This is a genomic window from Luteimonas sp. R10, from assembly GCF_045689605.1.
GTDB lineage: Bacteria > Pseudomonadota > Gammaproteobacteria > Xanthomonadales > Xanthomonadaceae > Luteimonas.
On record NZ_CP141262.1, the window covers coordinates 549,280 to 575,619 of the forward strand.

The following is a 26,340-nucleotide window of genomic DNA, read 5'->3' on the forward strand; positions in this document are numbered from 1 at the left end:
GAGAGTCTAGCCCAAGGCGCCGTCCAGCGCCCGCTCCCATGAAGCCACCGGCCCGGGGCGCCGGCGAAACAGTGGATGGCATGCCGGGACGGCCACGCCGCGCCACAAAGCGAGAACGGCCGGATTGCGTCCCGCCAGTTTCCGCTGCAGATGGCGCCACTCGTACGCGAGCTGCCCGGAGCCGACCGGGATCGCCCGGACCGTCCGGACCGGCCCGACCTTGGACCGGTCGAAGGCATACCCCCGCCGGGTGGCCTCGTCGTGGACAGCCGCGAGATACGAATTGATCGCCAGGCGCGGATGCGCGTGCGCCTTGAATCGCTCCAGTTGCGGATGATGGAGATACCCGCGGGCTTCGCCGCACAGAACCGCCTTGGCCAGCAGGGCCTCACGCCACAAGGCGACCAGCCCCCGTGGGTCCAGGTACTTGGGGTGCAATGACCAAAGCCGCATGCGGTGGTGTCCAACGCTTCGATGACCCGTAGCCGAAGCGCAGTGAACGAATCGTCATCCTGCGAGCCGGATGCTCTCCAACGGCACCTCTACGCGCATCTTGACCGTGCTGGGCTGGAGCTCCCGCTCGGACAGCACATTCAGCCACGCCTGCAACGGCCGCGCGCGATAGAAACGTTTGGGCCCAGGCGCAAAGAAGTCGCCGAGACTGACCGCCTCGTCCGGATAGACGAGCTCGTGCGCCCTGTGCGCTTCAGCCCGATCGGAAACGGTGGCGGCCTCGCAGCGGAGGTACAGGCAGCGCATGTTGTTGGTGCCGCGAGCCCGTGTTGAGTCGTAGAAGGTGAAGAAGACGTTCGGATTGGCGCGGATGTTCTGCGAATGAACGGCTTCGGTCCAGGACGACCAATAGAAGTCGAGCTCGGAATCGGGAACGGCGGTCACCGGGGTGTTCCACGGCTCGTTGCCATTGCAGGTCGCGATGTTCGCGTACAGGCAGGTACGCAGGATCTCGGCACACCTCGACCCCAGGTCCTGGTTTTCCATGGGGCTCCTCCGCGACATCAGGCCCGGCCGAGCCGGCTCGCGATGCGGGCTCGACTCGAACGGATGGCTCGTCGCCATTAGACCGCCCATGGGCGGCTCAATCAAGGTGCTCGATACCGTCTGGAAGACGCACCCATGAATGCTGCCGCACCTCGTACACCGAGACCTCCGGCTGCGGAAACGCCGGATCCGCAAAGGCGCCGACGGGCACGGCCACCACGCCGGGAACGGCGTCCAGCCGATAGAAGACGGTGGCGCCACACGTCGGACAGAAGTGGAACCGGCCCGTGCTGCCCTCATCGCCAATGCGGGCATACACCTTGCTCTCGCCCTCGATACGCACGGCGTCGGCCGGGAATCTCGCCTGGGCGCCAAACACGCTGCCGGTCCGCTTCTGGCACGCCAGGCAATGACAGATCGAGACCCGGAGCGGCTCGCCACGGGTGCGGACGACGAGCTGTCCACAGCTGCAGGTTGCGAGGCGGTCGGTCATGGGCCTAATGGGGTGGAGCCAGGCCGCTGCCGCGTCTGCTCATCGGGACGTGACATGATGTCTCCCTGGCGCCTAACGGTCGGGTGCAGCCGAATCGTGGAGCGGCTTCGGCCTGGATGAACCGCCAGGCGCCGACCCGGTCAACTGCATCGTCATGAACACGCTGTTGGGATCCGCCTTGTAGCTGTCGAAGGGCGGACAGGGCACGAACCCGAACGATGCATACAAACGCCGCGCGGGCTCGAAGAACGCCATCGAGCCGGTCTCCAGGCTCAGCCTCGAATAGCCGCGCGCGACCGCCTCTCGAACGAGATGCCGCAACATCCGCGACGCCACGCCCTGCCGCAAGTGAGAGGCGGCGGTCCGCATGGACTTGACCTCCACGTGCGCCGCGGTCAACTGCTTGAGCGCGCCGAACCCAGCCAGCACCGAACCGTCCCAGATGCCCCAGAAGGTGACGTCGGGACTGCGGAAGCCGCCCAGGTCGAGCGCGTGGCGGCTCTCCGCCGGAGCGGTAGGAGCCAGCGATGCGAGATGTTCCCGCAGCAGCGCGAGAACCTCGGGGCTTTCCAGGTCGGCAATGCGAATGTCCAACACTTTCCTCTGGCGCCCGGCGCCTGAATGGTGCCGATCCCCGAGGCGGGTTCGGCTGATGAACGTTAGGCGCACTTCGACAGCAGGTCCATCCTGAGCGCCCAATCATCTAGCCGACGGATCCACCAGAGGAACCGGCGGCAAGCATTTCCCGGTGAAGGGCATAACGTCGCAGCTATGGTTGAAATCGAAGCGGACCACTTTATCCAGTGCCCTCCGGCAAAATTCGGCGTCCCATTGGCGCAGCACGACGCTCAGTGCGCTATTCCTTCTTGGCAGACGCGCGGTATTCCTCTCAGCCTCGGCGCGAATCTGCGCCTCTGACAAATCGTACTCGCGTAACTGCTCATAGTCGCGTAAGCCGGAATCCACGACGCGACCTGTGATGAGTGCAGTCCGGTGTGAGTCGCCCTTGACGTACAGGAACGTCTCATACGGCGGTGCCTCGAATGTCGCCGGCATGCAAGATGTCACGCGAAGCTCCACCCACGTGTTGATCAGTGGTCCGTCCGCTCGAGCAACCGATGGAATGGCGGCAAGAAACAGCAGAACAGGCTGGAGTAGGTTCATGGGGCTCCGCTCGCCAATCATGTGTAGGTGAAGCCTAACGCCCGAATGGAGCCGATCCGCGGAGCGGGTTCGGCTCGATGAACCGTCGGGCCACTCCTGCGATGAGGAAACAGCACCGACACAAGCGTTGCAAGAGTGGACAGCACGCCGCCAAAGGCGCTTCTGGCACCTTTGGCGGCGTGGCCTGGGCCCGGATCAGTGCAGGCGCGGGGTGCGCGACTGCGTGGCGTGTCTCAATGGCCGATCTGCGGGCAGCGACAACGCGGAACCGGATAGCGCACCTGCCGCGGGGAATGCAGGCCCGGCACCGTACACACCCCGTTCTTCACCCACGCCGGGCCGTGGACGCGGCGCCTGCCCGAGCTGCTGCGCTTCCACCTCGTCCAGCAGCGCACGCACGGCGGCCGCACCGTCACGGATCGCCTGCCCCATCAGTGGCAGCGTGGGGTTCGCCAATTCTGCAGCGTGACCGGCCGCCAGGACATCGCCATGGGCCGAGATCGTCTGGATCAGGCGGTCGAGCGCATCGACCTGATCCCGGGTGATGCCGAAGGCAAAGCGTTCGGCGGCCGTGTCGGAAACCTCCGGCGTCGCCGCCGCTACGGCGTCGTCGTCGGCGACCTCGTCCTCCAGCTCCCGCTGCGCGGGCCATGACACCTCCTCCAGCACCAGGTCCACCTGTTCCGCCAACGACTCCAGGCAGAACGCCAACTCGCCCATAGACACCTCCGGCGCCCATTCCCGCGCCTCGTCCGCCATGCGCGGCTGCGCCAGCCGCCCCAGGAACCTGATGTGATCGCGCAGCCTCGCCAGCCGGAACTGGCTGTCCTCCGGCAGGAAGTAGCCGGTCGTGTCCAGATCATCCGAATCGAACTTCGACATCGTTGCCTCCTCACTCCATGAAGTGGCCGCCCACCGCGACAGGGCGGACGGAAGTCGGGAGGTTCGAAACCGCTAGCAGCCGGCGGGCGTATTCCCCCGAAGGGTGTTGTATTAGCCGCCCTCCCGACGCAGGCTTCGCGTCGGTCGTGCCCACAGCAGCACGGGCACAAAAAACCCACCGGTTTGACGGAGGTGGGGACCGCTGCTAGAGGAGTTTCGACGCTCCTTGCAATCGAGTCTGCTACGGGATTGAAAAGGTGTCAAGGCCCTGATTCGGCACTGAATTCCCTTCATCACATCAGGCCAGAAAGCGCTCATGACGCGATTTCAATGCCTGAAGGAACTATCAGTCTTCACCGCGGGAAGGCTTGAACGACAGACCCTTGGCTTTCAACGCGTTCTTCAGCTTTGGCATCGAGCTAGGCCCCATGCCATGCAACTCGAGAACTTGAGCTTCCGTATGCTTGGCGAGCTTAGACAACGTGGTAACCCCTTTGCCTTCGAGCGCACGCCTTGCCGGAGCGGCCAACTCAGACAAAAAGCCAGCCTCCGGCTTGCGTTGCGCTTCACACGCGGGACATGTAGGGCAATCCGAATTCTTGTAGTACATGTGTCCTTTCGGACAGGTCTTGCGCGTTCCCTTGGGCAATGCCATCCAAGTCTCCGATCACTACATTGCTGCTAGTGAAGGCCAACGCCTGAGCTAACCGGCAGATTCGAACGAATCAGGTCCGCGGTTTCAGCAAGCTGCTTGGCAGAAGCTTGAACTCGCTCTCGACGCTGTGCATCCCCGCTTGGATCGTGTGAGGTACCCCTTTTTCGTCCGGCGCCATCGAATGTTGCGAGTTGAGGCGGGCCTATACCCCAATCACTGCCCGTCTGCCGAGGCACCACATGGAAATGGAAGTGCGGTGTCTCCTGTCCGCTAAAGACCCCATTGTTCTGGAACGTAAGTATTCCGAGGGGTCGATAAGTCCTGACGAGCGCCTCAGCGACTCTCTTGGCCGAGCCCATTATGGCCCCGCACTCCTGGTCAGAAAGATCGAGCAGCGTCGCGACATGCCGACGCGTGATAACGCAGCACTGGCCGACCTCGAATTGCCACGGATTGATCACCGTTAATGTATGTTCGCTTTCGTCTATGATCTTCCATCTTTCTTCTCGACCTGCCACGCAAAGGTCGCACGGATCTCTTATGGGAAGTTCGATCATTTGCCCGCTCCGGTTAAGCTGGTTCGCCCAAGCGACCTAACGACTGAATCAAGCCGCGCCGCGAAGCGGCGTCGGCCTTGAGTGGACTGTTAGGCGCCGCGCCCGGCCTGGGCTGACGCGATGTCGAACACAGCTCTTGCAATCCAGCTAAGCAGCACAACAGACAAAGCGCCGACGATCATCACCAGGAATGGAAATGAATTGCCCCACATGGCGGGGTGTGTGCCTGCAATACGATAGGCAAAGAAGAACGTGCATACTGCGGCCACCAGCCAGCCGGTGACGCTGATTGCCTTAGCGAGTATCCTCCCTGTTCTGTACTGATCCAACTGTCTCTCTCCCGTGGCGCTAAACGCCTGAGTTATGCCGACCCGCGAAGCGGGCTCGGCCTGAATGAATGTCAGGCCATGCTGCCTGCAGGGCTGGCGGCCAAGACATTGTGATGAAAGTCGTTGATGTGCATAACGGCATCGTGTCCGCGAGCGATATGGGGAAGCACAATCTCGCTAGATTTAGTGAAACGATGGCCGATACGAACGGTGTAGGACTTGAGCAGCCAGCTCAGGAAGTTGGGGAAGTAAACGGCGTCCTCGACGTCGCGCCACTTGACGCCCCTCATGCCCTTTGACCAAGGAAAGATGCCGCTGTACACCCACACGCCCTGATCATCCGTGTAAAGGACGGTACTACGGATTGTGAGGATTTGGACGATGAAGAGACCAAGCCAGAACACCATGAAGATGCCACCCAGCCAACCGTTGACGTTGGTCAGGGCGTAGCCGAGGCCGAACATGATAAGCAAAACAATGACGGGACGGACGTAGGCCGTCCATGACATGGTGTAGCGCTGACCGGTCCCGGCGGGTTGTTGCTGTGATTCCATGAGTCCTCCTTGATGTGTGCTGTATGGCCTAACACTTGAGTTAAGCCGAGCCACGAAGCGGCATCGGCTTGAAGGATTGTTAGGCGGCGACGACGTCCTGCCAGACAACGCCGCCCGTAATCTTTGACTCCGCGTGCGCGACCGCCTTGGCGATTGTGCCGTACCCGGGCGAGTCTAGGGAAGTTGGCTAGGATGCCTCAAGAGCGTGCCGGAACCGGGCGTAGTACAAGAATCCGTCTGGGCCCAGTGGCTGAGATGTCTCACCAGGCTCCAAGGCACCAGCGGCCTCTCCAAGCTTGTACCAGTAGTCGTAGTCGAGCGCGACGATATCGACTGACGTATCAACCGATCCGTATCACGGCCGCCATGAAAGTCTCCGTGCCGCCTAACACCTGAACTAAGCCGACCCGCGAAGCGGGTTCGGCTTGAATGAGTTGTTAGGCATCATTTGCGTTCACCTTGTTTGCTTTCAGCCAGCAGAAGACAGCCAAGCCTTGAGATATTTCGACGGTTCTGATTTTTCGAGCGGCCGTTTCACAGACCATGATCATTTCGAGAAGCTTGGGCCAGCTTTTCGATCAATTCGTCCGGAATAGGATTGCTCGGCGAAAACGTCACGCCAGTCTTGGTCGCCTTCAGTCCAGCCTCGGCAATGTCGCCAGCAAGCGAGCTGATTGAACCGGGAGACACGTAAATACCGCACTGCTTGGTGAAAGCTGCATAGCCAGCAACTATCGTCTTTCCAACCCTGAAGCCAGGCATGTTGTATGCAATGACTTCTTCAGCATCGGCCAATGTACGCGAAAGCTGCGCGCGCAAATTCTCCAGCAACGGACGCAGGTCTTCCGGCGCCGCCGCGATGTAAGCTTCATGATCGGATGCTTTAGCCATCTCCAAGTCCTCGCTATCGGTGCTTTACCGTCCTGGATGGGTCGAAAGAAGACGCTCCAGCAGACCTCTCACTGACGACTAACGCTTGAGTTGAGCCGCGCCGCGAAGCGGGCCGGCTTGAATGAATTGTTAGGGCGCACCCGGCGGTTCATGCTGCAGGATGTTGACGAGCTTGCCCAATGGGTCACGGACGTAAAACCGACGAACGCCCCAAGGCTCACTGACCGGCCCGTACTCAATAGGAGTGCCGGAATCTTCCACTCTTCGAAGCGCCTCCGCAAGATCATCCACTTCTATTGAGAGTTCGGGAACGGGCGTGTCCGAGCCACCTTGGCTGGCGAAACTGACTTGCACCGTCATTTCCGACGCAGCGCCATATGTACGGATCCAGCCATGATCCATGACCACATCAAGGCCAAGAACCCCATGGTAAAAGGCATCGGTCGCCTCGATGTCGGCGGTTTCGATGTTGGCTACGATTCGCTGGACTTTCACTGCACACACTCCAAGGTCATTCTGTGCGCTCTAACGCCTGAATTAAGCCGACCTGCGGAGCGGATTCGGAATGAATTGTCAGGCATGCGCCTGCGTACAGTACGCCGGATTGCCTGTAAGGTCAGACTGAGCTATCCCCGTTTCTCCCCTACGCCCTAGGGTTAACCCCAGTACCCCCGCTTTGAGTGTCGCTTATAGTCCGCCAGGCGGAGGACTGTCGCTTTAGCCAGGTGCAGAATTTGCGCATCATGCCAAACCATTAAGGAGATTGACACATGGCAGATTCCAGTTCAGGTGTTTCAGGGGGCGGTGGCAACTCAGGCGCGGGCGCCGCGGGCTCATGCTCGGCAGATGCCGGCCCGAGTCATTCTGATTGCGAGGCGGTGAGCGAGGCTAGTAAGGCCAGCGATGCAGCCAGCGATGCGCTAAGTTCGAGTCGCGACGCTAACGTGGCCGCGGAGAACAATCAGGCCTGCGAAGCTCAGGCCGCCGCTGCAAGGGCAGAGAGAGCTGCCGAAGCGGCACAGAAGGCCGCGGAGGCGGCGGCGGACATTGCAGCGGAAAATCCATCTGAACTTGCTGACTCTATGGCTGAGCATGCAGCGCACGAGGCAAGGGCAGCCGCCGATTTGGCCGCCAGTGCGCGAGAGGTGGCTGATCGGACCAACGAGAGGGCGGGCGTGAGCGACTGTGTGTCGCAAGCACAGCCACCGAGTCCGACTCAAGCGCTATCGCTGGGCACCATCAACCAGCTCGGCGCCATGTGGTCGTAACAGAAGAACACCTCCGTGCGAGGGTTGTCACCGCTTTGTGGTGTTCGAGAAATCAGGGGTGGCTCAGTCTGACCTCGAATCGCATCGAAGGTGGTGCTACGACTCACATAGACGAAGTCTCATGTCTGGGGCGGCGATGGCACGGCACTACCGAGTATGCCGAACAGCAGAATGCAGATTTCGACACGCATGAGGTGAGGCCTAACGCCTGAATTAAGCCGCGCCGCGAAGCGGCGTTGGTTTGAATGAATTGTTAGATCTGCAGGCCAAGATGCGCCTGTAGGGCTGTCGCATGTGAATCAAGTACCGAACGATCCGTACTGCTTAAACGTTGTGGATAGATGCGCAGCATGTCGTCACCTAGGAGGCGTGGATGAACATGTATATGCAGATGGGGAACCTCTTGAAACGCCGCCTCACCAATAGAGTGCCATAGGCTCAGACCTTGATTTGGAAAGGCACTACTCACTGCGCGAGTGACGCGTGACACCATGGCCATGAGCGCAGTGCCGATAGCGTCATCAAGCTCTCGAACATCCTGGAGATGTCGGCGAGGAATGACAATTATGTGGCCAGGATGGAACTGACGCAGGTCGAGGATAGCCATTGCCAAATGATTCTCACAGACGATGCTGGCCGGGGCATCGCCCCGCGCAATCGCGCAAAAGGCACATTCGGTCGCCATATAACTACCCCCCCGCAGATCTAACGCTTGAGTTAAGCCAACCCGCGAAGCGGGTTCGGCTTGAATGAATTGCTAGCCGTCATCTGACGCCACCCGCCCATTGGAGATCGCTGCGAGTGTGGTGTAGAAGCTCTTCCAGTGCCCACAGCTCAGCGGGCGCCACCTGGCCGTAATCGTGAACACGCCAAGCGCCATGGGCTGTCTTCGCAGTTATGGTCACGCCAAAGTCGTCTGTCCACTGGCCCATGTACTCAGCCCGTGGCGCTGCTCTTCTGGCAATTTCCACGACCTGAGCTAGACGGGCGTAGTCTTTCAGGCCGATGCTGGCTGAGTAACGCAGGGCCTCACGCGGCAGCAAATGATCTGTTGTAAGCAGTGCGGTGCCATTGCGGTTGATCGTCATCTTGTAGACGGGGCATGAGCCGAAGCAGGGACCGCGTTCTATCGTGATGCTCTCGTAGGGTATGAGACTCCGTACCTGCTCCTCGTCACGAATCATGGGGTGGCTCGCAACAAGTTCCTGTATCTCGTCAGCCCAGGTGGTGGGCGAGCGTTCTACCTCCGACTGACAAGAGGCCAACCCTAAAAGCACCACGATGGCGACGATCTTGCTCATGACAGCTAACGCCTGAATTAAGCCGACCCGCGAAGCGGGTTCGGCTTGAATGAACTGTTAGGCCTACTCACTTGGAAGGCTCCGGCGGAGGCGGTGGTGGCGGAGGAATCTTCTTGATCTCCTCAGTCATAAGAACATTTCGTCCTTCCAGATAGCCGATTAGCCCGGTGATGAATGGTCCTGACATGCTGTCAGGATGGTCTACACCATTGCTCTTGAAAAAGCGAGTGAGATCGTTGTCGTGCCAGAGACCAAACCTGTTCCGGATGGCGGTGCCGAAGCCATGGTGCATGAGAATTATGTCGCGCGGCGCTGCCTCTAAGAGATGGTTCTTGTCTTGCGGGGACAACTCGGCGGAGATCTGCTCAAACGGCTCGCAGAAGATGACCGGGTCAACTTTGCAGGTGGAGTCGGGCTCTGCCGCACACCCAGCAAGCAACAAGCAAAGCACAAAGGTTTTCAGATGTTTCATAGTGGGCCTAACGCCCGAGTTAAGCCGCGCCGCGAAGCAGCGTCGGCTTGAATGAATTGTTAGGCGGCGGCACTAGTCGCCGCCACCTCCCCCGTCTCCACCGCCGTCGCTGCTACAGCACCCACAGATTCCGATGCCTGGGCCTTCTGGTGCGCCACCGTCAGATGGCAAATAGAGTGGATCCATCGTACTCGGGGGCGCAGACCCAAGCCCCTGAGATGATGCAAATGCTCCGCAGACGACCGCGCCAATGATTGGCACGAACCAGATGAGCGCAAGCTGGAGTAGGCGTTGCTGCGTGGAGAACACAGAGACACGAAGCACGGCTACCGACGCAATGGCATTGACAAGTACGACGACCGCGATCAATAGATGTGTCAGTCCCACTTATGTCTCCAAAGCCGCCTAACGCCTGAATTAAGCCGACCCGAGAAGCGGGTTCGACTTGAATGAATTGTTAGGCGCCACGTGGCACCAATGGGACGAGGAACGCGTGTATTGCAGTCATTGCCACGAAGCCTGAAAGCAAAGAAATGACACTGAAGTGCCAGCCATGTGGAGCCAGAAGGCCGGCAAGGACGATACTAAAGAGGAATGGCGCGACCGCCAACATTGCGCTGAGCGGGACGGATATGCGTTTGCCGCATGCTTTGCACTGAACAGACAGTGCCGGACCCAGGAAGGATTTCCTGAGTTGCGACAGGGCTTTCTTGTGGCAGTACGGACAGGTAGTCATATCTTTGGCCAAGACAGTGTTTGTGTTGTGGCGCCTAACGCCTGAATTAAGCCGACCCGAGAAGCGGATTCGGCTTGAATGAATTGTTAGGCCGCATCTCGAGATACCCCATACCGACACTTGTAGATCAATCTGCGAATGCCGGAACTTCCAAAGATCAGCCAGGCCGCCAGCGCGATCTCTGCGACCGTTGTAGCCACGCTGGCGATCTGCTCCGGGCCCCATGCGTAGTGTGCGTCGTCGATTCGGTGTATGAGCAAGAAACGAGTCATCCAGTAGATTGCGTCGGGGATCGCGTATGCCAGCACCCAAACACCCAAAAGTGTCAGTCCTACAGACAATGCCGCCGACGAACTCATGGATGTTTCTGATCGTGGCTCCTTCATCACGGGCAGGAGCTTCCTCGCTATGGTGAGCGGGAAGAACCAAAGAACCGCGCAGATAGCTACGCCGGCGATGAGCACAATAGCCACCAGAGCTAAAGACGGCCGGTGACCCTCTTGGGACAGGAGCGCCGCAGCGCTTGGGAACGAGCGCGCTATCGTCACCAGCAAGAACACGGCAAAGAGCCGCGATGCAACTGCAACTAGATCTTCCCGGCTCACGCTGTCCTCCCCATGAGGCCTAACGCCTGAGTTAAGCCGAGCCGCGAAGCGGATTCGGCTTGAATGCATTGTTGGGCATCACTTGCCTCACGTTGACTCGTTAATCTCGACGATCGCGTAACGCTCACGGCCGCCTCTAGCTACTCTACATGCGACGGGAACATCATTTCCGTTGGCCCGTAGCTTGCCCTCAACAAAGAGGACATTGCCTTTATCGTAGTAGCGACCCGTCCACTGATAGGTTGTGACGCCCTTTCCAACGAAGTGAGCACGGGCTTCGGCCTCACACCACGGCAGAAGCTCACTGGCTTGTGAGAACTCAAGTTCATGATGATGCGGTTGTGCCGCAAGTTGGAGCGAGCACGCAAAGATTGCTGTTGCTAGAACCAGTCGCATGAGAACCTCCACGTGATGCCTAACGCCTGAGTTAAGCCGACCCGCGAAGCGGGTTCGACTTGAATGAGTTGTTAGCCTTCTTGCCGATGATCACTCCCCCAGAAGTTTGAGCAAAGCCAGCGTCATCCGCAAGAAGGAGCCGAATCTTGTTTGAAAAACGCCGATCTGACAAGTCTCTGTACTTGAGCATGACAGAAATCTCGGAGCCGACTTGCCACGAATCAGGCTGCCCTTGCCCGAGATAACCAAACGCGTTTGAAACAGAGCGACCATTTGCAAGGACCGGGATAACGATGCCAGAGAAGAAGCAGCGCTGAGCGTCTTTTGGGTATAGAGGACTGAGCATGAGCGGCACGAACGTCCGACTCTTTGACAATAAAGCGGATGTCCCGAGCAGGGCGATTGCCAGTGTTCTCGACCAGCAGGTTGAGTGCGATACCAACGTTACCACCGCTATGCGACGTGACACGGGCTGAAACGAGTGGGCGGTTGGCTTGGCGCCAGGAATAGACGGCGAAGCACAATGACACCAGCGCAACCGCCACGGCCGCGATGCTCAAGATGCTGCTGCCAGAGCCGACAATGATGTTCATGAGGGCTAACGCCTGAATTAAGCCGCGCCGAGAAATGGCGTCGGCTTGAATGAATTGTTAGGGCGCGCGGGTTAACAAAGTAAGTGCAACACCCGCGCCGCCCGGAAATACAGAGGTGAGCTGGCAGACTGGAAGGGATCTCTCCGGCAAGAGGCGATCCCTCATGGACAGCCAGCTCACCGAGCAGGAACGATACACCCTGTCCGTCCTCCACCGCGATGGGCAGTCCTTCCGATCCATCGCCCGAATCATGGGACGCTCGCCCAGCACGATTAGCCGAGAGTTCGAACGCAACCGCTGCCACCGGACTGACGGCGCTTATCGCCCCAGCAAGGCCCAGGAGCGTACCAACGGGCGCCGGCGTCGATCCCGGCAGATCAGCCAGCATGGCCCTGATATCTATGGCCGTGTCGAGGCGCTCCTGCGTCATGCGCAATGGAGCCCCGAGCAGATCGCCCGCTGGTTGGCGTTGCACGGCGTGGCGTGTATCAGCCACATGACGATCTATCGGCACGTTCGCCTGGACCGGCGCGAGGGCGGCGTGCTGCGATGGTGCTTGCGACATGGTGGCAAGCGGCGGCGCAAGCGCACGTTCGGCCCGGAACGGCGAGGCAAACTGCCGGGCAAGCCGATGATCGACCGTCGACCGGCGGACGTCGAGACCCGGCAGCAGGCCGGCACTGGGAAGGCGACACCGTAATCGGCGCGGCCAGCGAGCGCCCGTGCCTGCTGACGTTGGTCGAGCGCAGCACCGGATTGGCCCTGGTCGCCCGACTGCCGCACAGGACGGTCAAAGCGGCCAACCGCGCGGCGCTGGACCTGATCCGGCGCAGCGGCCTGCCGTTCAAGACCGTCACCTGGGATAACGGCACGGAGTTCCATGGGTACCAAGTGCTGGAGCAGGTGGCCGGCGTGCGCTGCTACTTCGCCTACCCGCACCACCCATGGGAGCGTGGTAGCAACGAGAACTTCAATGGCCTGCTCCGGCAATACCTCCCCAAAGGCAGCAGCCTGTCACGCGTCGACCAATCCGACTGCGACCGGATCGCGCATAAACTCAACACACGACCGAGGAAGCGATATGACTACAAGACGCCCATCGAGCGCATGCAGGAACTCTCAGGAGCGTTGCACTTGGGGTGTTAATTCACCCATCATTGCGCGAACGCTGCCTGGCCGCAGTGCGGGCAGTTGCCGGTAGCGACGGCAATGTTGCCGGGCGCACCAAGCAGGCCGCCTCTACATGAGCGACAAACTAAGCCAGCTCGCTTTGCTTGGCCACGACCACGCAGAGTGAAGATTGCGGCATTGGCGACAAGAACCGTGATGAATGAGATGCCGACAACGCCCTGATACTGCTCTGGTACATGCGATGACAGTGGGATGGCGGCAATGAGAAGCCCAAAGAACAGAGCGAGATAGACGAAATTGAACCGCCTGTCGCGCTGATAGAACTCAGCGCGGCACCGTACGAACTGATCCTTGGTCACCGGGTACTTTCCTTGATGCCTAACGCCTGAATTAAGCCGAACCGCGAAGCGGTTTCGGCTTGAATGAATTGTTAGGCACCGCCCCCGAGCACCAAGTTGGCGAGCTCCGGTAAAGGCGAGTACCCGCTGGATTCTGGACTGGATGGCAATGCCGCCACCTCAATGTGCTGCACTTGCTCAGCGAGCGCAACCTCACCCAAGGTACACTCCAGCATGATGAATGTGCCCGTCAAGAAGATCTGCTCCTGAGCCTGGTCGTAGTGGGCATAACCAACACGAATTCCGAGCGCCGAGGGATCACTGGAGGATCGGAGTGGCAAAAACCACGTTGCCTTGGGGCTGAAGGTAATGCCGCCATAGCGAGTGTCGAAGCCAAATCCGCTGCCCGGCTTGAACGCAATGAATCGCCAGCCTGGAACTGGTGGCGCGGTGGCAATCAGAGTGCGGACAGCGGAGAAGTACCTCGTATCTCCTTCGGCCGAGACGATCAACTCGTTGCACCCATCATCCGCTCTGCCAGTCTCAAACCAGAGGTGCGGACAGTAGTCGTGTAGTGCGTCCAGCAGCTCATCGAGCAACTGCTCTTTTGCGGGCACCTCAACGTTACGGAATCTCTCCTCGTTTCGCTCGAACCATGCCCAAAATGCTCGCTGATCTTCCATGCGGTGCCTAACGCTTGAGTTAAGCCGACTTAGCCCGCGCAGCGGGACAAGTTCGGCTTGAACGAATTGTTAGGCGCGAGACTACCCCAGACAATGACGGGCAGGTAGTGGATGCTGCCCGAAGCCCCGATGCCTGGGCGCGCGCCGCGCACGGCAAGTAGCGCGCTTGCCGAAGAGGCCGCGCTGGGCCCGCGCGCCAGGGCAGTGGAAGCCTGGCAACCGAAGCCCGCCAGCTTGAAGCAGCGACACCTGCGCGCGCTCGGTGCACCGGCCGAAGCTGGTGAACAACGGCAGTCGTGTCTGCTGGACTGGCGCCGATCCGGTGAAGCAAACCGTTGTGTGCGAAGCCACTACTGATCGTTCTTACGACGCCTAACGCCTGAATTAAGCCGTGCCTCGAAGCGGCTTCGGCTTGAATGAATTGTTAGGCCGCAAGATTGTTGCGCAACCAATTATTGCAATCATCCGAAAGACCGTACGTAGCCCAGTTGCCATTGAGGCCAAAGACAACCAAATCGTCATTTTTGTCAATGAACTGTTTGAGGTGGTTGCGAATGTCTCCAGAGCTGGAATTTGTCTTTACGAGCCAAACAGACTCCAGGCAGTGCCACCAAGTTCCGATCTTCTTTATCGCCTCGTACACGTCATCATAATTTCGGCCCGGCTTGCGCAAATCATAGCTGATCAATTGAACTGCCATCACGATCCCCCTGTGGTTGGTCGCGGTCTAACGCCTGAATTAAGCCGACCCGCGAAACGGGTTCGGCTTGAATGAATTGTTAGATCTCTGCTAGCGGGACCGAATATGTGCCGCGAGAGCAATTGCGAGTTCCACATAACTCCTCGCATCTTCCTCGCTGAGATTAAGCTCCCCAGCGTGCGCCGCTTTATTGCGCAGCTGGTGGAGCCGCTTAAACGTCTCTAGCAGCTTGTGATCAATTACCTTGCACTGCAGCAGGTACTCGCCCAGCCGCGGAAAGCTCTTGAAGCTCTCGCTCGGTGGCATGCTCCAGAATGAGCTTGCAACCTCAATTGCGGCCGATTCCACTTCTAACCACGCCTCCATGATAGCGACGCGTGTCGAAAAGTGGACCATGCGCAGTAGGTCCTCGCGCTTCGTTTCCAATCGCTCCGGCACCTGTATCGCTGCTGCCTCTTGGTCATCTGCAGAAATCTGTGCCGGGATGATTCGCTGTTCGGGCGGCGGTAGCGCCTCAGCCTTTAGTTCTGCAATTTCCCGAGAAAACTCCATTTCGATTTCTTTATACTTCAACTTGCGCAGCAACGGAATTAGTTCTCCGATTGGCTTGCGAAGCATGAACGCGAGAAGCAGTACTGAGGCCGGCCAAGCCAGTGCTCTAACTACTTCAGCAACGAAGGTGAGGACGTCCACGCGATGATTTCCCCAAGAGACCTAACGCCTGAGTTAAGCCGCGCTGCGAAGCGGCGTCGGCTTGAATGAACTGTTAGATTGCAATACCGCGAACTACACAAGCGGCAGATGCAATGCTAAATCCGGATTGGAGCAGAACCAAAAGAAACTGAATCTGGCTCGTCTTTGCATGGTGCCGCCCTATGACTGCAAAGTCCCCGGCCTTAGCCTTTGCTGTCATATGCGCATTAAAACTGCTCAGCGGCCAGAAGAGGCCCTGCCTGGCTTGGCTTGCGCATTGAGTCTACGTCTAGGGGAACCGGTCCGCTCGCGAGCTCTTCGCCAATCCCCCGCCCATCCTCTCCGGCCGCAGTGCCCGCCGCCACGTAAGCTGCAAGCAACTTTTGTGCTGCGGCGAAGGCCGCGGCAACGAGGAAGATTCCGGCACCCTGTTTGAGATTCGACGCGTTGATGTGCTCGCTAAGTGCTGCGAAGTTGGCAATAAGCAAGCCAAAGACCGCGCCAAAACCTGCCAACAGCCACCCAGAGAACATATCAAGACATGAGCTAAGACGATTCGCACCGAGCGAGAGAACGCGGCTCGCGGCCAAGCTGGTATTCAAGGCGATCGCCTCTTTCTCGTTCACCGCGATTCCCCAATTGCAATCTAACGCTTGGGTTAAGCCGTGCCGCGAAGCGGCATCGGCTTGAACGAATTGTTAGAGGGCGGCTGACTCAAGGCACAGCCACCCATGACTTGTGCCAGCGAGTCACGTTGCCGCTGCGAGATTGCTCCGCTGGTGAGAAGCGCCGCTGATAGCGGGCGCCTTTGTACTCAACCACTTCCTTGCTCCTTGCCTCCGGAAAGACGATGATCCAGCTCCCGCTCCAGGATCTCGTGTTCGGATAGCGGAATGCCTCCGGAGGACTTCAAGTGAGCCTCAATCAAGTCGACCTTTGCGTTAGCTGCATTTCGATCCGAGTGGAACTTATTGGGATTGTTGCCGCTGTAGTTATCCCAACGAGCCTCGATGGTTTCGCGCTCTGCTTTGGCCTTTTCTAGGTCAGCGATTGTGTACAAGCCCAAGCCCTCTAACGCCTGAATTAAGCCGCGCCGCGAAGCGGGTTCGGCTTGGATGAATTGTTAGCTCTCATCTAATCAACTGGCTTAGGACGATTGCTTGAGAACTCATTGTCGAGTAGGTCAAGCCAAGCGTCTACTCGGTAGTGCTCCTCAGGGGACACCTTGAGCAGACCTTTCAGTACGTCTTTGGCCAGCGAAAGCTCACCCAGCTGATAGTGAGCTTTGGCCAAGGCCCAGTGTGCTTCAGCGCGGCGTGGCTGAGCAGCCACCCACTCCAATGCCGTAAATTTTGCTGCCTTGCTCTGTCCGGTTGCGAGTAAATCCTCAAGCTCGGACTGCTTGGAGTGAGCGCTGTCCCTTCGCTTGTTCTCCCTTGTGATGTCGATAGCGTTCACTACAAGCACAAAGAACGCCACAAAGATCAGCAACATGCAGAGACCAATGAAGACTAGGAGCCACTTGATTGTAGTGAGCTGGCTAAGAATGGCTTCTGCAGATTCCACGATGTGTCCTGTGAGGGCTAACACTTGAATTAAGCCGCGCCGCGAAGCGGCGTCGGCTTGAATGAATTGTTGGGCCTCACTCTGACCGAGGCCATTCCTTGTACTTTGATGGGGCGAGGCTAATGTCGTCTCGCGCCCAAATGTCGAAGATGGCTCGATGACGAAAGTTCTCAGACCTTAGATTGCGGTTTCTGAACTGGAGCAGCCAAGTGTAAACATCCGCAAGTTGAAGGAAGCGGCTTAGATGGGAGTGAGTGAAGTGCACTGAATCAACCAGGTTGTGAATATCTCGACCAAACTCGAAGCTGGTGCCACTTGCTCTGTAGCCGGACAGGGTTACAGCGTGCTTCTCCGCTACCCGATCGCTTTCTCGATCTCCAATCAGCATTCCGAGGCAACCTCTGGCCTTGCAAAGATCGTTAGCTCTTTCGCAGAAGAACATGAACGCGATCTCCTCCGGGACCTGACTCGGCCACAGCTTCCCCACATTGATCTGCACGTCGATCAACATGACTTCTGGCACCGTCAGTATCTGCATCATTTCGTCGAACAGACTGATGCGAGAGTCGAAGTCGTTCCATTCTTTGAAGTGGTTCTTACGGTGAAAGATCTCAGCAGCATGGAGCTCGGTGCCACGAACCAAACCAGAATGGCCGAAGGCGCGGGCCGCGACAGCGTTGATACGCCCCTCTATTTCTCCGAGATGTGCTTCATCTACACACACGCCACCAATGTGGTAGTGCGGATACTCGCCATCGTTCTTTGCTTCATCAAAGAATATCAACTTCATGCGCGTACTTTTAGTGAGGCCCAACGCTAGAGTTAAGCCGAGCCGCGAAGCGGCTTCGGCTTGAACGAATGGTTATGCGGGGGTGTCCTGGTTGCTAACCCCGACCAGCCGGACCCCGTGAACTCCCCGCCAGCTGAGCATGCCACAGCCGGGTTGGCTGGGCTTGCCCCGCGACGCTTGCGGCGCGATGGGGCCGGAGCCGCAACCAATGATGGCGGCGCGGCAACGAAGTGACCGAGCGAAGCGGTGACCGGCACGATGGCGCCGCGCGCAAAGACTGCTGTCCGGAGCCGACCCTGGAAGTGGCGACTCACGACCTGAAAGAAGAAGAGCCGCAGTTCCATCCCCACCACCGTATAACGCTTGAGTTAAGCCGAGCCGCGAAGCGGCTTCGGCTTGAATGAATTGTTAGGCCTCGCCTGCAATGGCCTGCCCAATGCTTAGCTCGTTACCACTTGGGTCTGCGATGCGAAAATCCCGCATGCCGTATGGTCGATCGTCGATGGGAACGACAATGGTGACGCCGGCGCCTACAAGGGTTGCATAGTAGTCGTCTATGCCAGATACACCGAGATAGACATGTGCAGCGCCAGCAGGTTTGGCACCTGCGCGTTGCGTGAGAATGATCTCAACGTTGTCTCGGCAAATGGCAGCAATGTCAGGCGGCTCACCCCACGACCATGCTAGAGCGAATCCGAGCGTATGGCGATAGAAGTCTATCGACTGTGCAAGTTCGGTTACCGAAAGTATTGGGGAGACAGATTCTATCTTCATGAAATCAGTGTCCTATGTGCGAGGCCTAACGCCTGAGTTAAGCCGACCCGCGAAGCGGGTTCGGCTTGAACGAATTGTTAGGCCTGCGTGCGTGCATGCTTGGCCTGCACGAACCGACCGATGACATAGACGACAGCGCCCCCAAGTAGCGCAATGCCGCCGATGTTACGAACGATGGCCTGGAGCTCTCTGTCCGGAAGAAAGAACGAAGTAACAGCTATTGCTGCCAGGGCAACCATGACCAGCGATGCACCGATCTTTAGGTAGAGGTTGGAAAGGCCGAAGCTGGAGCTGCTCATGATTTTGTCTCAGATTCCGGTTTTGCAAGATAGCAGGCCTAACGCTTGAATTAAGCCGACCCGCGAAGCGGGTTCGGCTTGAATGAATTGTTAGACTGCAATCCGAGACGCGTGCAGCCGCCACCCAAAGTAGATTGCGGCAATCAATGGCCATGCGGCAAGTAGATGGCCGGGCATGCCTAGCATTAAGGCAACCGATGCTGTGCAGCCTGCAACTAGCCCCGCCCAATGAACTTTGACGTTTCCCAGCGGACGATGAGCATCGAAGCGATAGTAAAGCCGCCACAGCGTTATGAGCCCGAACCAGCCGGCAACAAGTACTGGAGCAAGAATTAGCGCGCGATAGGGATAGACCAAACTAGGTCGTGCGATGGAATCGATCAGTGCAGGAACACCCAAAAAGGTCCAGAAAATGGCGGTGAGGGTGGTGGGCAGCAGAACAACGATGCCGATTGTCTTGAGCGCGAACTTGCTTTCCATGCAGCGTAACGCCTGAATTAAGCCGCGCCGCGAAGCGGCGTCGGCTTGAATGAATTGTTAGGCCGCGGCCAGCTTAAGCTTGCCAACCCGCTTCAGGTCGATGTTCTGCCGGGCCACCCACAAATCATGGGCATCCTGCATGGCGAGCCAGCTCTCGGGGGAGCGGCCAACAGCCTTGGAAAGGCGGAGTGCCATCTCCGGGGTGACCCGGCTAGTGCCCTTGAGGACGCGGCTCAGAGTGGAAGCAGCGACATCCAGCTTTTCCGCGAGCTCACGACCGCTGATGCCATTGGGCTCAAGGTAGATGTCAATAATGAACTCGCCAGGATGGGGAGGGTTGTACATGGCCATTAGTGATAGTCCTCGTAGTCTAGGACGTAGGCGTTCCCATCCTGGAACTCAAACGTCAACCGCCAATTGCCATTGACCGTTATGGCCCAGCGCCCCCGCATTTGACCCTTGAGCGGGTGCAGCCGGAAACCGGGGATGTCCATGTCCTCAACGGTCTGCGCAGTGTCCAAGGCAGCCAGTTGCATCCGGAGCCGTTTGGCGTGGCTGACCTGGACGCCCGAAGTGCTGCCGGTCTCAAAGAGCTTCCGCAGGCCTTTGTGCCGGAACGACTTGATCATGGCGCCACTGTACCACGTTGCGCACTACGCAACAAGCGGCCTAACGCCTGAATTAAGCCGACCCGCGAAGCGGGTTCGGCTTGAATGAATTGTTAGGCCTCACAGTGCGTGGTCTGTGGTACCGGCTCGTAACCATCGCCTCTGCCGCTAAGCCAGAGGAGGTCTTTCTTACCATGGGCCCGCAGATAAGCCGATGCTGCGATGAACAATGGTTGCGCCAAATCAGAGTCAACCATCTTTCTAGCATGACCATGAGCCACAACACCCAGAAAGTGAGCCTCGTCCGGCTCGTCGACATAGCTGCGCGCGGTGATGCAGAGCGCATCGTCACTGAAGCGATATATGTCGTACTCGTAATGGTAATCGTACGTGCCGGCATCGTCCGGATCACTAGCATCAACGTGACGGGTACGCTCAACGTGCATGGGAGTGGGGCCTAACGCTTAGTAGACCCGAATCGGGGTGATAGCACGGAGTATTCAGCCTCCCCCGGGAGCCGTCAATCGGAGTATTCCTACACCGAATCAACGATTTGGATGATGGCTTTGGCGCGGTGCAAGGGCAATGATGGCATTGCGTATCTCACGGAATGAGGTGCTATGTCTTATCAGGCCGGGAATGGGGCGGTATCGGGCGCGAACGGAACGCGCAGCCGCGGCTGTTGGACGAGGTTCGCGGCCGATTGCGCGTCAAGCGCTACAGCCTGCGCACCGAACGCGCTTACGTAGGCTGGATCCGGCGGTTCATTCTCGCCAATGGCAAGCGGCACACGCGCGAGATGGGCGGGCCTGAGGTCGAGGCGTTCCTTACCCAGTTGGCCGTGCGCGGCAAGGTCGCCGGCAGCACGCAGAACCAGGCGCTGTCGGCGCTGCTGTTCCTGTACCGGGAGGTGCTCGGCTTGGAGCTGCCCTGGATGGAGAACGTGGTGCGCGCGAAGCGGCCGGCGCGGGTGCCGACCGTGCTGTGGCAGGAGGAGGCGAAGCGCCTGCTCGCGGGCATGGAAGGGCGCACGTGGCTCCTGGCCTGCTCTACGGCACGGGCATGCGCCTGATGGAAGGGGTCCGCCTGCGGATCAAGGATGTGGACTTCGCCCGGAACGAGATCACCGTCCGCAACGGCAAGGGCGGCAAGGACCGCCGCACGGTGTTGCCGGCCTCGCTGGTGCCGCCGCTGCAACGGGAGATCGACCGCGCCCGCGCGTGGCACGAGGACGACCTGCGGGCCGGCTTCGGGGAGGCGTGGCTGCCGCATGCGCTCGCCCGCAAGTATCCTGGGGCGCCGCGGGAGCCTGGCTGGCAGTACGTGTTCCCGGCGCGGCGCCGCAGCGTCGATCCGCGCGATGGCCGCGAGCGTCGGCACCATGTCGACGAGGCGACGCTGTCGCGTGCGATCAAGCGGGCGTGCCGCCACGCCGGCATCGTCAAGCCGGTGTCAGCGCACACGTTGCGGCATTCGTTCGCCACCCACCTGATCGAGGCGGGATACGACATCCGCACGGTCCAGGAACTGCTCGGGCACAAGGACGTGGCGACCACGCAGATCTACACCCACGTGCTCAACCGCGGCGGCCACGCGGTGCGCAGCCCGCTGGACCGCTGACCTCCCGCGCTACGCCACCCGGCTGCGGCGCGCGCGCTCCAGGTGCACCAGCAGCAGCGAGATCGCGGCCGGGGTCATGCCGGGGATGCGCTGCGCCTGGCCGACGGTCTGCGGGCGAACGCGCTCGAGCTTCTGCCGCACCTCGGCCGAGAGGCCATGGACGGCGGCGTAGTCGAACGCATCCGGGATCGGCGTGCCCTCGTGGCGCTGCTGGCGCGCGATCTCGGCGCGCTGGCGATCGAGGTAGCCGGAATACTTGGCCTCGATCTCCACCTGTTCGGCCACCGCGGGGTCCACCGGTCCGGCGGCGAACGCCGGCACCGACGCCAGCTTCGCGTAGTCGAGTTCCGGCCGCCGCAGCAGGTCGAGCGCGCTGGCCTCGCGCTTGAGTTCGATGCCCAGCACGTCGATGGCGGCGCGCCCGGCGGCGTTGTTCGGCGACGCCCACAGCCCGCGCAGGCGCGCAGTCTCGCGCTCCAACGCCGCGCGCTTGGCGTCCAGGCGCGCCCAGCGCGCGTCGTCCACCAGTCCCAGCTCGCGACCGATGCCGGTCAGGCGCAGGTCGGCGTTGTCCTCGCGCAGCTGCAGCCGGTACTCGGCGCGGCTGGTGAACATGCGGTACGGCTCGCTGGTGCCGTGGGTGATCAGGTCGTCGATCAGCACGCCGATGTAGGCCTGGTCGCGGCGCGGCGACCACGGCGCGCGCCCGTGCACGGCGCGCGCGGCATTGACCCCGGCGACGAGCCCCTGCGCCGCGGCTTCCTCGTAGCCGGTGGTGCCGTTGATCTGGCCGGCGAAGTACAGCCCGGCCACCGCCTTGGTCTCGAGCGAGGCCTTGAGCCCGCGCGGGTCGAAGTAGTCGTACTCGATCGCGTAGCCGGGCCGGGTGATGTGGGCGTTGCCGAAACCGCGGATCGAGCGCACCAGTTCCAACTGCACGTCGAACGGCAGCGAGGTGGAGATGCCGTTGGGATAGATCTCGGCCACGTCCAGGCCTTCGGGCTCGACGAAGATCTGGTGCGCGTCCTTCTCGGCGAAGCGCACCACCTTGTCCTCGATCGACGGGCAGTAGCGCGGGCCGGTGCCTTCGATCTGCCCGGAATACATCGGCGAGCGATGCAGGGCGCCGCGGATGATGTCGTGCGTGCGCGCGGTGGTGTGCGTGATCCAGCAGCTCACCTGCCGCGGATGGTCGGCGGCGCTGCCCATGAACGAGAACACCGGCCGCGGATCGTCGCCGGGCTGTTCGTCCATCGCCGCGTAGTCGAGGGTGCGGCCGTCGATGCGCGGCGGCGTGCCGGTCTTGAGCCGGTCGACCACGAACGGGCCTTCGCGCAGTTTTGCGGCCAGGGTGGTCGCGGGCGGGTCGCCGGCGCGGCCGGCGGCGTACTGGGTCTCGCCGACGTGGATCCTGCCGGCCAGGAAGGTGCCCGCGGTCAGCACCACCGCCGGCGCGTCGAAACGCAGCCCGGTCTGGGTGACCACGCCGCGCACGCGGTCGTGCTCGATGACGATGTCGTCGACCGCGGCCTGGAACAGGGTGAGTCCCGGCTGCGACTCCACCGCCCGGCGGATGAAACCGCGATAGAGGTTGCGATCCGCCTGGCAGCGCGTCGCGCGCACCGCCGGGCCCTTCGAGGCGTTGAGCCGGCGCCACTGGATGCCGGCCGCGTCGGCTGCGCGCGCCATCGCCCCGCCGAGCGCGTCGATCTCGCGCACCAGGTGGCCCTTGCCGATGCCGCCGATCGCCGGATTGCAGCTCATCGCGCCGACGGTGTCGATGCTGTGCGTGAGCAGCAGCGTGCGCGCGCCGGCGCGCGCGGAGGCCAGCGCGGCCTCGGTGCCGGCGTGGCCGCCGCCGATCACGATCACGTCGTAGCGGTGGAAGGCATCGGTCATGGCGGGCGATTTCATCGGAAAAGACGTGGGCGGCCTGTCGCGGTGCGGCGCCGCCGTGCCATCGATGGCGGCGGCTCGCGTGTTCGCCGCGGGTGCGGGCATTGTCGCGCGCGCGGCACGCGTTCAGCGCGTGCGGCGAAGTTTGGCACGCTTTCTGCGAACGTATTTCCCCGCACCCGGGGAGGCAAGCGCCAAAGGGGGGCGCGGCCAGAGATTGGAACAGGGCTGGCCGAGCGCGACCTGGGGAAGCGAAGGGGCCGGATGTCGGGGGACATCCGGCCCCGTTTTTTTTGGCTTGGCGGCGCCGCGTGGGCGCGCCGGCCGGGGATTTGGGCGCCGACGCCCGGCGGGAGCGGAACAGGGGGGATCCGGAAGTCCCCCGCCGGGAGTCGGCATGGACATGAGCCGTTTCGTGTCGAAATCCGACGCTAACGGTCAGTTGGCCGTAGCTTGCGTCGACTCGATCGCCAACGCAAGTGTTTTAGCGCTCCTTAATGGGACGTCGGTCGCGATCCCGCGATTGCATCACGCGCTCCACGCGCGGCGCGCGGTTCACCGGTCGCTCGACACGCTGCGGGACCTGACGCTGAGCGGCAGGTGGCGACGGCCGGACCTGCCGGCGTTCGACCTCGCGCCCGGCATGGCCGCGCCAGGGCACGCCCGCCGGCCGCGGGCGATCCTGCACCTCGGGCCGGCGCACGCCGGACGGCCGCGGCTCGCTGATCCGCTCCGGCCGTTCGCGGTGCTCGACGCGGCGGATGTTCTCCAGGTCGCGCCACGGCGGGCGGCTGGAACCGCCGTCGTGGTCGTCGGGACGGTCCGGACGGTCCGGCCGCGGACGCACCACGATCGGGCGCTGGTAGTACGGCGGGTAGTAACCGTAGCCGTAGCCCGGATAGCGCGAGTAGCCGTAGTAGGGATAGCCGTAGCGATAGCCATAGCCGGCGCTGCCTCGCAGCCCGCCCGGGTAGCCGTAGCCAATGCTGCCGTAGGGCGCACCGTAGTAGGCGTCCGAAGAACGACCGTAGTAGTAGTCGCCGCTGCCGCCGCGATAGCCATAGCTCGCGCAGCCGCCGAGCAGCGCGACGGCGAATACGGCGATGGCGAGATTGCGGGTCCTCATGATGGCCGCCCCTGTCCTGTGTGTCCCCGCAGCATCGGCCCCTGGCATTGAATCCGTGCTTAACCCTGCCGATCGCCGTTGCGATAGCTGAATGTCGCGCCCTCCGCTACGCTTGCCGCGATGCCATCCCCCGCCTTCGCACCGCCCGCCTTCGCCGACGTGCTGGCCGCCGCCGCGCGCATCGCGCCGCACGCGCACGCCACGCCGGTACTGCGCATGCGTTCGCTCGATGCGCTGGCCGGCTGCGCGCTGCACTTCAAGGCGGAACACCTGCAGCGCGGCGGCGCGTTCAAGTTCCGCGGCGCCTGCAACGCGGTGTGGTCGCTGGATCCGGCGCAGGCGGGGCCCGGCGTCGTCACCCACTCGTCCGGCAATCACGGCGCCGCACTGGCGTTGGCCGCAGGCACGCGCGGCATCGCCTGCCACGTGGTGGTGCCCGAGAACGCGGTCGCCGCCAAGCTGGCGGCGATCGCCGCCTACGGCGCCACGCTGCATCGCTGCGAATCGAACCTGGCGGCGCGCGAAGCCGCCTGCGCCGCCGTGCAGGCGCGGACCGGGGCGACCCTGGTGCATCCCTATGCCGACGCGCACGTGGTCGCCGGCCAGGGCACGGCGGCGCTGGAACTGCTCAACGCCGGCGCCGGGCTGGACGCGCTGGTGGTGCCGGTGGGCGGCGGCGGCCTCGCCGCCGGCACCGCGATCGCGATCGCCGGCGTTTCGCCGTCGGCGCAGCTGTTCCTGGCCGAGCCGGCGGGCGCCGCCGACACCGCGGCCTCGCTGGCGCGCGGCGCGCGCGTCACCGACATCGTGCCCGAGACCGTCTGCGACGGCCTGCGCGCCACCGTGGGCGCACCGAACTTCGGCATGCTGCGCGCGGCCGGCGCCGAGGCGATCACCGTGGACGACGCCGAGACCCTGGCGGCGATGCGCCTGCTGTGGCAGCGCGGCAAGCAGCTGGTCGAACCCTCGTCCGCGACCGCGCTGGCGGCGGTGCTGCAACAGCGCGAGCGCTTCGCCGGGCTGCGCGTGGGCATCGTGATCAGCGGCGGCAACGTCGATCCGCATGCCCTGTACGAGGCGGGCGCCCTGCGCGGGGCCGGCGCATGAGCCGGCGCCGGCGCGTGGGTCCGCTGCGCTGGTCGTTGCGCCTGGCGGTGCTGCTGGCGCTGTGGCTGGCCGGCGTGGCGACCTACATCATCTGGGCCGGCGAGCGCGATCAGGCCGCGCCGGCCGACGCCATCATCGTGCTCGGCGCCGCCGCCTACGACGCCCGCCCCTCGCCGGTGTTCGAGCAGCGCATCCTGCACGGCGTGCACCTGTACCAGCGCGGGCTGGCCGACACCCTGATCTTCACCGGCGGCTATGGCGGCAGCGGCGCGCGCTTCGCCGAATCGCAGGTGGCGCGGCGCTATGCATTGCGGCAGGGAGTCCCGGAAGACGCGATCCTGATCGAAACCGTGTCGCGCACCACCCAGCAGAACCTGGCCGAGGCGGCTGCGCTGATGCGCGAGCGCGGGCTCACGCGCGCGATCCTGGTCAGCGATCCGCTGCACATGGCGCGCGCGCTGCGGCTGGCGCGCGGCGAAGGCATCCAGCCGCTCGGCTCGGCCACCCCGACCAGCCGTTTCCGCAGCCTGGAGGCGCGCTGGCAGTTCCTGCTGCGCGAGGTGTACTTCTTCCACCGCGACCGCTGGGCTGCACTGACCGGCACTCCCGCGGCGCAGTAGCCGAGGAACGAGCA

General features: G+C 61.6%; 36 protein-coding genes and 2 pseudogenes. 4 read left to right on the forward strand and 34 right to left on the reverse strand.

The window, feature by feature from the left end:
• Positions 1-6: 6 nt before the first annotated feature.
• The 18 genes from U3649_RS02245 to U3649_RS02330 form a co-directional block, all read right to left on the reverse strand.
• Positions 7-453 carry a pyrimidine dimer DNA glycosylase/endonuclease V gene (locus U3649_RS02245; RefSeq protein ID WP_407353275.1) on the reverse strand — a complete coding sequence of 149 codons (447 nt, stop codon included), beginning with the start codon at positions 451-453 and terminating at the stop codon, positions 7-9.
• A gap of 54 nt (positions 454-507) precedes the next feature.
• The gene (locus tag U3649_RS02250) at positions 508-999 is read right to left on the reverse strand and encodes a pyridoxamine 5'-phosphate oxidase family protein (protein WP_407353276.1); all 492 of its coding nucleotides are present in this window, start codon (positions 997-999) and stop codon (positions 508-510) included.
• A gap of 97 nt (positions 1,000-1,096) precedes the next feature.
• Complete coding sequence (locus tag U3649_RS02255) at positions 1,097-1,492, reverse strand: GFA family protein (RefSeq protein WP_407353277.1); 396 nt, start codon at positions 1,490-1,492, stop codon at positions 1,097-1,099.
• A gap of 72 nt (positions 1,493-1,564) precedes the next feature.
• A complete protein-coding gene (locus U3649_RS02260) occupies positions 1,565-2,086 on the reverse strand; it encodes a GNAT family N-acetyltransferase (protein WP_407353278.1) in 522 nt (173 codons plus the stop codon).
• 105 nt (positions 2,087-2,191) lie between these two features.
• Positions 2,192-2,656: a hypothetical protein gene (locus U3649_RS02265; protein WP_407353279.1), complete on the reverse strand. Its 465-nt coding sequence runs from the start codon at positions 2,654-2,656 to the stop codon at positions 2,192-2,194.
• A 195-nt stretch (positions 2,657-2,851) separates the two neighbouring features.
• Positions 2,852-3,538 carry an XAC0095 family protein gene (locus U3649_RS02270; RefSeq protein ID WP_407353280.1) on the reverse strand — a complete coding sequence of 229 codons (687 nt, stop codon included), beginning with the start codon at positions 3,536-3,538 and terminating at the stop codon, positions 2,852-2,854.
• Between the two features lie 346 nt (positions 3,539-3,884).
• Positions 3,885-4,193, reverse strand: coding sequence for a hypothetical protein (locus U3649_RS02275; RefSeq protein WP_407353281.1), 309 nt, complete (start codon positions 4,191-4,193; stop codon positions 3,885-3,887).
• A 26-nt stretch (positions 4,194-4,219) separates the two neighbouring features.
• Positions 4,220-4,750: an HIT family protein gene (locus tag U3649_RS02280; protein ID WP_407353282.1), complete on the reverse strand. Its 531-nt coding sequence runs from the start codon at positions 4,748-4,750 to the stop codon at positions 4,220-4,222.
• An 89-nt stretch (positions 4,751-4,839) separates the two neighbouring features.
• Positions 4,840-5,079: a hypothetical protein gene (locus U3649_RS02285; RefSeq protein WP_407353283.1), complete on the reverse strand. Its 240-nt coding sequence runs from the start codon at positions 5,077-5,079 to the stop codon at positions 4,840-4,842.
• 71 nt (positions 5,080-5,150) lie between these two features.
• Entirely contained in the window at positions 5,151-5,633 is a 483-nt protein-coding gene (locus U3649_RS02290; RefSeq protein WP_407353284.1) for a hypothetical protein, read from the reverse strand.
• 534 nt (positions 5,634-6,167) lie between these two features.
• Positions 6,168-6,524, reverse strand: coding sequence for an iron chaperone (locus U3649_RS02295; protein WP_407353285.1), 357 nt, complete (start codon positions 6,522-6,524; stop codon positions 6,168-6,170).
• Positions 6,525-6,653: 129 nt separating this feature from the next.
• Complete coding sequence (locus U3649_RS02300; RefSeq protein WP_407353286.1) at positions 6,654-7,019, reverse strand: VOC family protein; 366 nt, start codon at positions 7,017-7,019, stop codon at positions 6,654-6,656.
• A 1,026-nt stretch (positions 7,020-8,045) separates the two neighbouring features.
• On the reverse strand, positions 8,046-8,477 hold the full coding sequence (locus U3649_RS02305; RefSeq protein ID WP_407353287.1) for an HIT family protein: 432 nt from the start codon (positions 8,475-8,477) through the stop codon (positions 8,046-8,048).
• A 79-nt stretch (positions 8,478-8,556) separates the two neighbouring features.
• Positions 8,557-9,093, reverse strand: coding sequence for a DUF6438 domain-containing protein (locus tag U3649_RS02310; protein ID WP_407353288.1), 537 nt, complete (start codon positions 9,091-9,093; stop codon positions 8,557-8,559).
• Between the two features lie 67 nt (positions 9,094-9,160).
• Positions 9,161-9,565 carry a DUF6794 domain-containing protein gene (locus U3649_RS02315; protein ID WP_407353289.1) on the reverse strand — a complete coding sequence of 135 codons (405 nt, stop codon included), beginning with the start codon at positions 9,563-9,565 and terminating at the stop codon, positions 9,161-9,163.
• Between the two features lie 822 nt (positions 9,566-10,387).
• The gene (locus U3649_RS02320) at positions 10,388-10,906 is read right to left on the reverse strand and encodes a hypothetical protein (RefSeq protein ID WP_407353290.1); all 519 of its coding nucleotides are present in this window, start codon (positions 10,904-10,906) and stop codon (positions 10,388-10,390) included.
• Positions 10,907-10,993: 87 nt separating this feature from the next.
• Positions 10,994-11,302 (reverse strand): hypothetical protein, encoded by a 309-nt coding sequence (locus U3649_RS02325; protein WP_407353291.1) that lies wholly within the window; start codon positions 11,300-11,302, stop codon positions 10,994-10,996.
• Positions 11,303-11,523: 221 nt separating this feature from the next.
• Positions 11,524-11,895: a hypothetical protein gene (locus U3649_RS02330; protein ID WP_407353292.1), complete on the reverse strand. Its 372-nt coding sequence runs from the start codon at positions 11,893-11,895 to the stop codon at positions 11,524-11,526.
• A 163-nt stretch (positions 11,896-12,058) separates the two neighbouring features.
• Between U3649_RS02330 and U3649_RS02335 the strand changes: the two are divergent.
• Positions 12,059-13,041, forward strand: a pseudogene (locus tag U3649_RS02335) (IS30 family transposase).
• Between the two features lie 8 nt (positions 13,042-13,049).
• On the opposite strand, the gene U3649_RS02340 reads toward U3649_RS02335, so the two are convergent.
• The 14 genes from U3649_RS02340 to U3649_RS02405 form a co-directional block, all read right to left on the reverse strand.
• The gene (locus U3649_RS02340; protein WP_407353293.1) at positions 13,050-13,385 is read right to left on the reverse strand and encodes a hypothetical protein; all 336 of its coding nucleotides are present in this window, start codon (positions 13,383-13,385) and stop codon (positions 13,050-13,052) included.
• A gap of 71 nt (positions 13,386-13,456) precedes the next feature.
• Positions 13,457-14,047, reverse strand: a complete 591-nt coding sequence (locus tag U3649_RS02345) for a hypothetical protein (protein ID WP_407353294.1) — start codon at positions 14,045-14,047, stop codon at positions 13,457-13,459.
• A 424-nt stretch (positions 14,048-14,471) separates the two neighbouring features.
• Positions 14,472-14,747 carry a hypothetical protein gene (locus U3649_RS02350; protein ID WP_407353295.1) on the reverse strand — a complete coding sequence of 92 codons (276 nt, stop codon included), beginning with the start codon at positions 14,745-14,747 and terminating at the stop codon, positions 14,472-14,474.
• A gap of 90 nt (positions 14,748-14,837) precedes the next feature.
• Positions 14,838-15,440 carry a hypothetical protein gene (locus U3649_RS02355; RefSeq protein ID WP_407353296.1) on the reverse strand — a complete coding sequence of 201 codons (603 nt, stop codon included), beginning with the start codon at positions 15,438-15,440 and terminating at the stop codon, positions 14,838-14,840.
• A 227-nt stretch (positions 15,441-15,667) separates the two neighbouring features.
• Positions 15,668-16,066 (reverse strand): hypothetical protein, encoded by a 399-nt coding sequence (locus tag U3649_RS02360; protein WP_407353297.1) that lies wholly within the window; start codon positions 16,064-16,066, stop codon positions 15,668-15,670.
• Between the two features lie 188 nt (positions 16,067-16,254).
• On the reverse strand, positions 16,255-16,500 hold the full coding sequence (locus U3649_RS02365; protein WP_407353298.1) for a hypothetical protein: 246 nt from the start codon (positions 16,498-16,500) through the stop codon (positions 16,255-16,257).
• 74 nt (positions 16,501-16,574) lie between these two features.
• Positions 16,575-17,006, reverse strand: coding sequence for a hypothetical protein (locus U3649_RS02370; protein ID WP_407353299.1), 432 nt, complete (start codon positions 17,004-17,006; stop codon positions 16,575-16,577).
• Between the two features lie 76 nt (positions 17,007-17,082).
• The gene (locus tag U3649_RS02375) at positions 17,083-17,796 is read right to left on the reverse strand and encodes a DUF3800 domain-containing protein (protein WP_407353300.1); all 714 of its coding nucleotides are present in this window, start codon (positions 17,794-17,796) and stop codon (positions 17,083-17,085) included.
• Between the two features lie 408 nt (positions 17,797-18,204).
• On the reverse strand, positions 18,205-18,570 hold the full coding sequence (locus U3649_RS02380) for a VOC family protein (protein WP_407353301.1): 366 nt from the start codon (positions 18,568-18,570) through the stop codon (positions 18,205-18,207).
• Between the two features lie 77 nt (positions 18,571-18,647).
• Positions 18,648-18,869 (reverse strand): hypothetical protein, encoded by a 222-nt coding sequence (locus U3649_RS02385; protein ID WP_407353302.1) that lies wholly within the window; start codon positions 18,867-18,869, stop codon positions 18,648-18,650.
• A 90-nt stretch (positions 18,870-18,959) separates the two neighbouring features.
• Positions 18,960-19,349: a hypothetical protein gene (locus U3649_RS02390; RefSeq protein WP_407353303.1), complete on the reverse strand. Its 390-nt coding sequence runs from the start codon at positions 19,347-19,349 to the stop codon at positions 18,960-18,962.
• Positions 19,350-19,406: 57 nt separating this feature from the next.
• Positions 19,407-19,700 (reverse strand): HigA family addiction module antitoxin, encoded by a 294-nt coding sequence (locus tag U3649_RS02395; protein ID WP_407353304.1) that lies wholly within the window; start codon positions 19,698-19,700, stop codon positions 19,407-19,409.
• Complete coding sequence (locus tag U3649_RS02400) at positions 19,700-19,978, reverse strand: type II toxin-antitoxin system RelE/ParE family toxin (RefSeq protein WP_407353305.1); 279 nt, start codon at positions 19,976-19,978, stop codon at positions 19,700-19,702. The genes U3649_RS02395 and U3649_RS02400 overlap by 1 nt, the downstream gene beginning before the upstream one ends.
• Positions 19,979-20,070: 92 nt before the next feature.
• The gene (locus U3649_RS02405) at positions 20,071-20,403 is read right to left on the reverse strand and encodes a hypothetical protein (RefSeq protein ID WP_407353306.1); all 333 of its coding nucleotides are present in this window, start codon (positions 20,401-20,403) and stop codon (positions 20,071-20,073) included.
• A gap of 233 nt (positions 20,404-20,636) precedes the next feature.
• On the opposite strand from U3649_RS02405, the pseudogene U3649_RS02410 reads away from it, so the two are divergent.
• A pseudogene (locus U3649_RS02410) lies at positions 20,637-21,577 on the forward strand (integron integrase).
• Positions 21,578-21,586: 9 nt separating this feature from the next.
• Here U3649_RS02410 and mnmG read toward each other — a convergent pair.
• A complete protein-coding gene (gene mnmG / locus U3649_RS02415) occupies positions 21,587-23,476 on the reverse strand; it encodes a tRNA uridine-5-carboxymethylaminomethyl(34) synthesis enzyme MnmG (RefSeq protein ID WP_407353307.1) in 1,890 nt (629 codons plus the stop codon).
• Positions 23,477-23,957: 481 nt separating this feature from the next.
• Entirely contained in the window at positions 23,958-24,599 is a 642-nt protein-coding gene (locus tag U3649_RS02420) for a hypothetical protein (RefSeq protein WP_407353308.1), read from the reverse strand.
• Between the two features lie 120 nt (positions 24,600-24,719).
• Here U3649_RS02420 and U3649_RS02425 point away from each other — a divergent pair, with 120 nt between their 5' ends.
• Together U3649_RS02425 and U3649_RS02430 are read left to right on the forward strand one after the other, a co-directional pair.
• Complete coding sequence (locus tag U3649_RS02425; RefSeq protein WP_407353309.1) at positions 24,720-25,706, forward strand: pyridoxal-phosphate dependent enzyme; 987 nt, start codon at positions 24,720-24,722, stop codon at positions 25,704-25,706.
• Positions 25,703-26,326: a YdcF family protein gene (locus tag U3649_RS02430; RefSeq protein WP_407353310.1), complete on the forward strand. Its 624-nt coding sequence runs from the start codon at positions 25,703-25,705 to the stop codon at positions 26,324-26,326. Before U3649_RS02425 ends, U3649_RS02430 begins: the two co-directional genes overlap by 4 nt.
• Positions 26,327-26,340: the final 14 nt, after the last annotated feature.

Bases quoted from the DNA above. Each gene is read 5' to 3' on its own strand.
- U3649_RS02375 (WP_407353300.1), bottom strand. From the start codon at position 17,796: ATGAAGTTGATATTCTTTGATGAAGCAAAGAACGATGGCGAGTATCCG.
- U3649_RS02250 (WP_407353276.1), bottom strand. From the start codon at position 999: ATGGAAAACCAGGACCTGGGGTCGAGGTGTGCCGAGATCCTGCGTACC.
- U3649_RS02400 (WP_407353305.1), bottom strand. From the start codon at position 19,978: ATGATCAAGTCGTTCCGGCACAAAGGCCTGCGGAAGCTCTTTGAGACC.
- U3649_RS02310 (WP_407353288.1), bottom strand. From the start codon at position 9,093: ATGAGCAAGATCGTCGCCATCGTGGTGCTTTTAGGGTTGGCCTCTTGT.
- U3649_RS02255 (WP_407353277.1), bottom strand. From the start codon at position 1,492: ATGACCGACCGCCTCGCAACCTGCAGCTGTGGACAGCTCGTCGTCCGC.
- U3649_RS02395 (WP_407353304.1), bottom strand. From the start codon at position 19,700: ATGGCCATGTACAACCCTCCCCATCCTGGCGAGTTCATTATTGACATC.
- mnmG (WP_407353307.1), bottom strand. From the start codon at position 23,476: ATGACCGATGCCTTCCACCGCTACGACGTGATCGTGATCGGCGGCGGC.
- U3649_RS02385 (WP_407353302.1), bottom strand. From the start codon at position 18,869: ATGAGCAGCTCCAGCTTCGGCCTTTCCAACCTCTACCTAAAGATCGGT.
- U3649_RS02430 (WP_407353310.1), top strand. From the start codon at position 25,703: ATGAGCCGGCGCCGGCGCGTGGGTCCGCTGCGCTGGTCGTTGCGCCTG.
- U3649_RS02345 (WP_407353294.1), bottom strand. From the start codon at position 14,047: ATGGAAGATCAGCGAGCATTTTGGGCATGGTTCGAGCGAAACGAGGAG.
- U3649_RS02380 (WP_407353301.1), bottom strand. From the start codon at position 18,570: ATGAAGATAGAATCTGTCTCCCCAATACTTTCGGTAACCGAACTTGCA.
- U3649_RS02275 (WP_407353281.1), bottom strand. From the start codon at position 4,193: ATGGCATTGCCCAAGGGAACGCGCAAGACCTGTCCGAAAGGACACATG.
- U3649_RS02325 (WP_407353291.1), bottom strand. From the start codon at position 11,302: ATGCGACTGGTTCTAGCAACAGCAATCTTTGCGTGCTCGCTCCAACTT.
- U3649_RS02270 (WP_407353280.1), bottom strand. From the start codon at position 3,538: ATGTCGAAGTTCGATTCGGATGATCTGGACACGACCGGCTACTTCCTG.
- U3649_RS02265 (WP_407353279.1), bottom strand. From the start codon at position 2,656: ATGAACCTACTCCAGCCTGTTCTGCTGTTTCTTGCCGCCATTCCATCG.
- U3649_RS02245 (WP_407353275.1), bottom strand. From the start codon at position 453: ATGCGGCTTTGGTCATTGCACCCCAAGTACCTGGACCCACGGGGGCTG.
- U3649_RS02350 (WP_407353295.1), bottom strand. From the start codon at position 14,747: ATGGCAGTTCAATTGATCAGCTATGATTTGCGCAAGCCGGGCCGAAAT.
- U3649_RS02420 (WP_407353308.1), bottom strand. From the start codon at position 24,599: ATGAGGACCCGCAATCTCGCCATCGCCGTATTCGCCGTCGCGCTGCTC.
- U3649_RS02405 (WP_407353306.1), bottom strand. From the start codon at position 20,403: ATGCACGTTGAGCGTACCCGTCACGTTGATGCTAGTGATCCGGACGAT.
- U3649_RS02290 (WP_407353284.1), bottom strand. From the start codon at position 5,633: ATGGAATCACAGCAACAACCCGCCGGGACCGGTCAGCGCTACACCATG.
- U3649_RS02305 (WP_407353287.1), bottom strand. From the start codon at position 8,477: ATGGCGACCGAATGTGCCTTTTGCGCGATTGCGCGGGGCGATGCCCCG.
- U3649_RS02280 (WP_407353282.1), bottom strand. From the start codon at position 4,750: ATGATCGAACTTCCCATAAGAGATCCGTGCGACCTTTGCGTGGCAGGT.
- U3649_RS02330 (WP_407353292.1), bottom strand. From the start codon at position 11,895: ATGAACATCATTGTCGGCTCTGGCAGCAGCATCTTGAGCATCGCGGCC.
- U3649_RS02295 (WP_407353285.1), bottom strand. From the start codon at position 6,524: ATGGCTAAAGCATCCGATCATGAAGCTTACATCGCGGCGGCGCCGGAA.
- U3649_RS02425 (WP_407353309.1), top strand. From the start codon at position 24,720: ATGCCATCCCCCGCCTTCGCACCGCCCGCCTTCGCCGACGTGCTGGCC.
- U3649_RS02315 (WP_407353289.1), bottom strand. From the start codon at position 9,565: ATGAAACATCTGAAAACCTTTGTGCTTTGCTTGTTGCTTGCTGGGTGT.
- U3649_RS02390 (WP_407353303.1), bottom strand. From the start codon at position 19,349: ATGGAAAGCAAGTTCGCGCTCAAGACAATCGGCATCGTTGTTCTGCTG.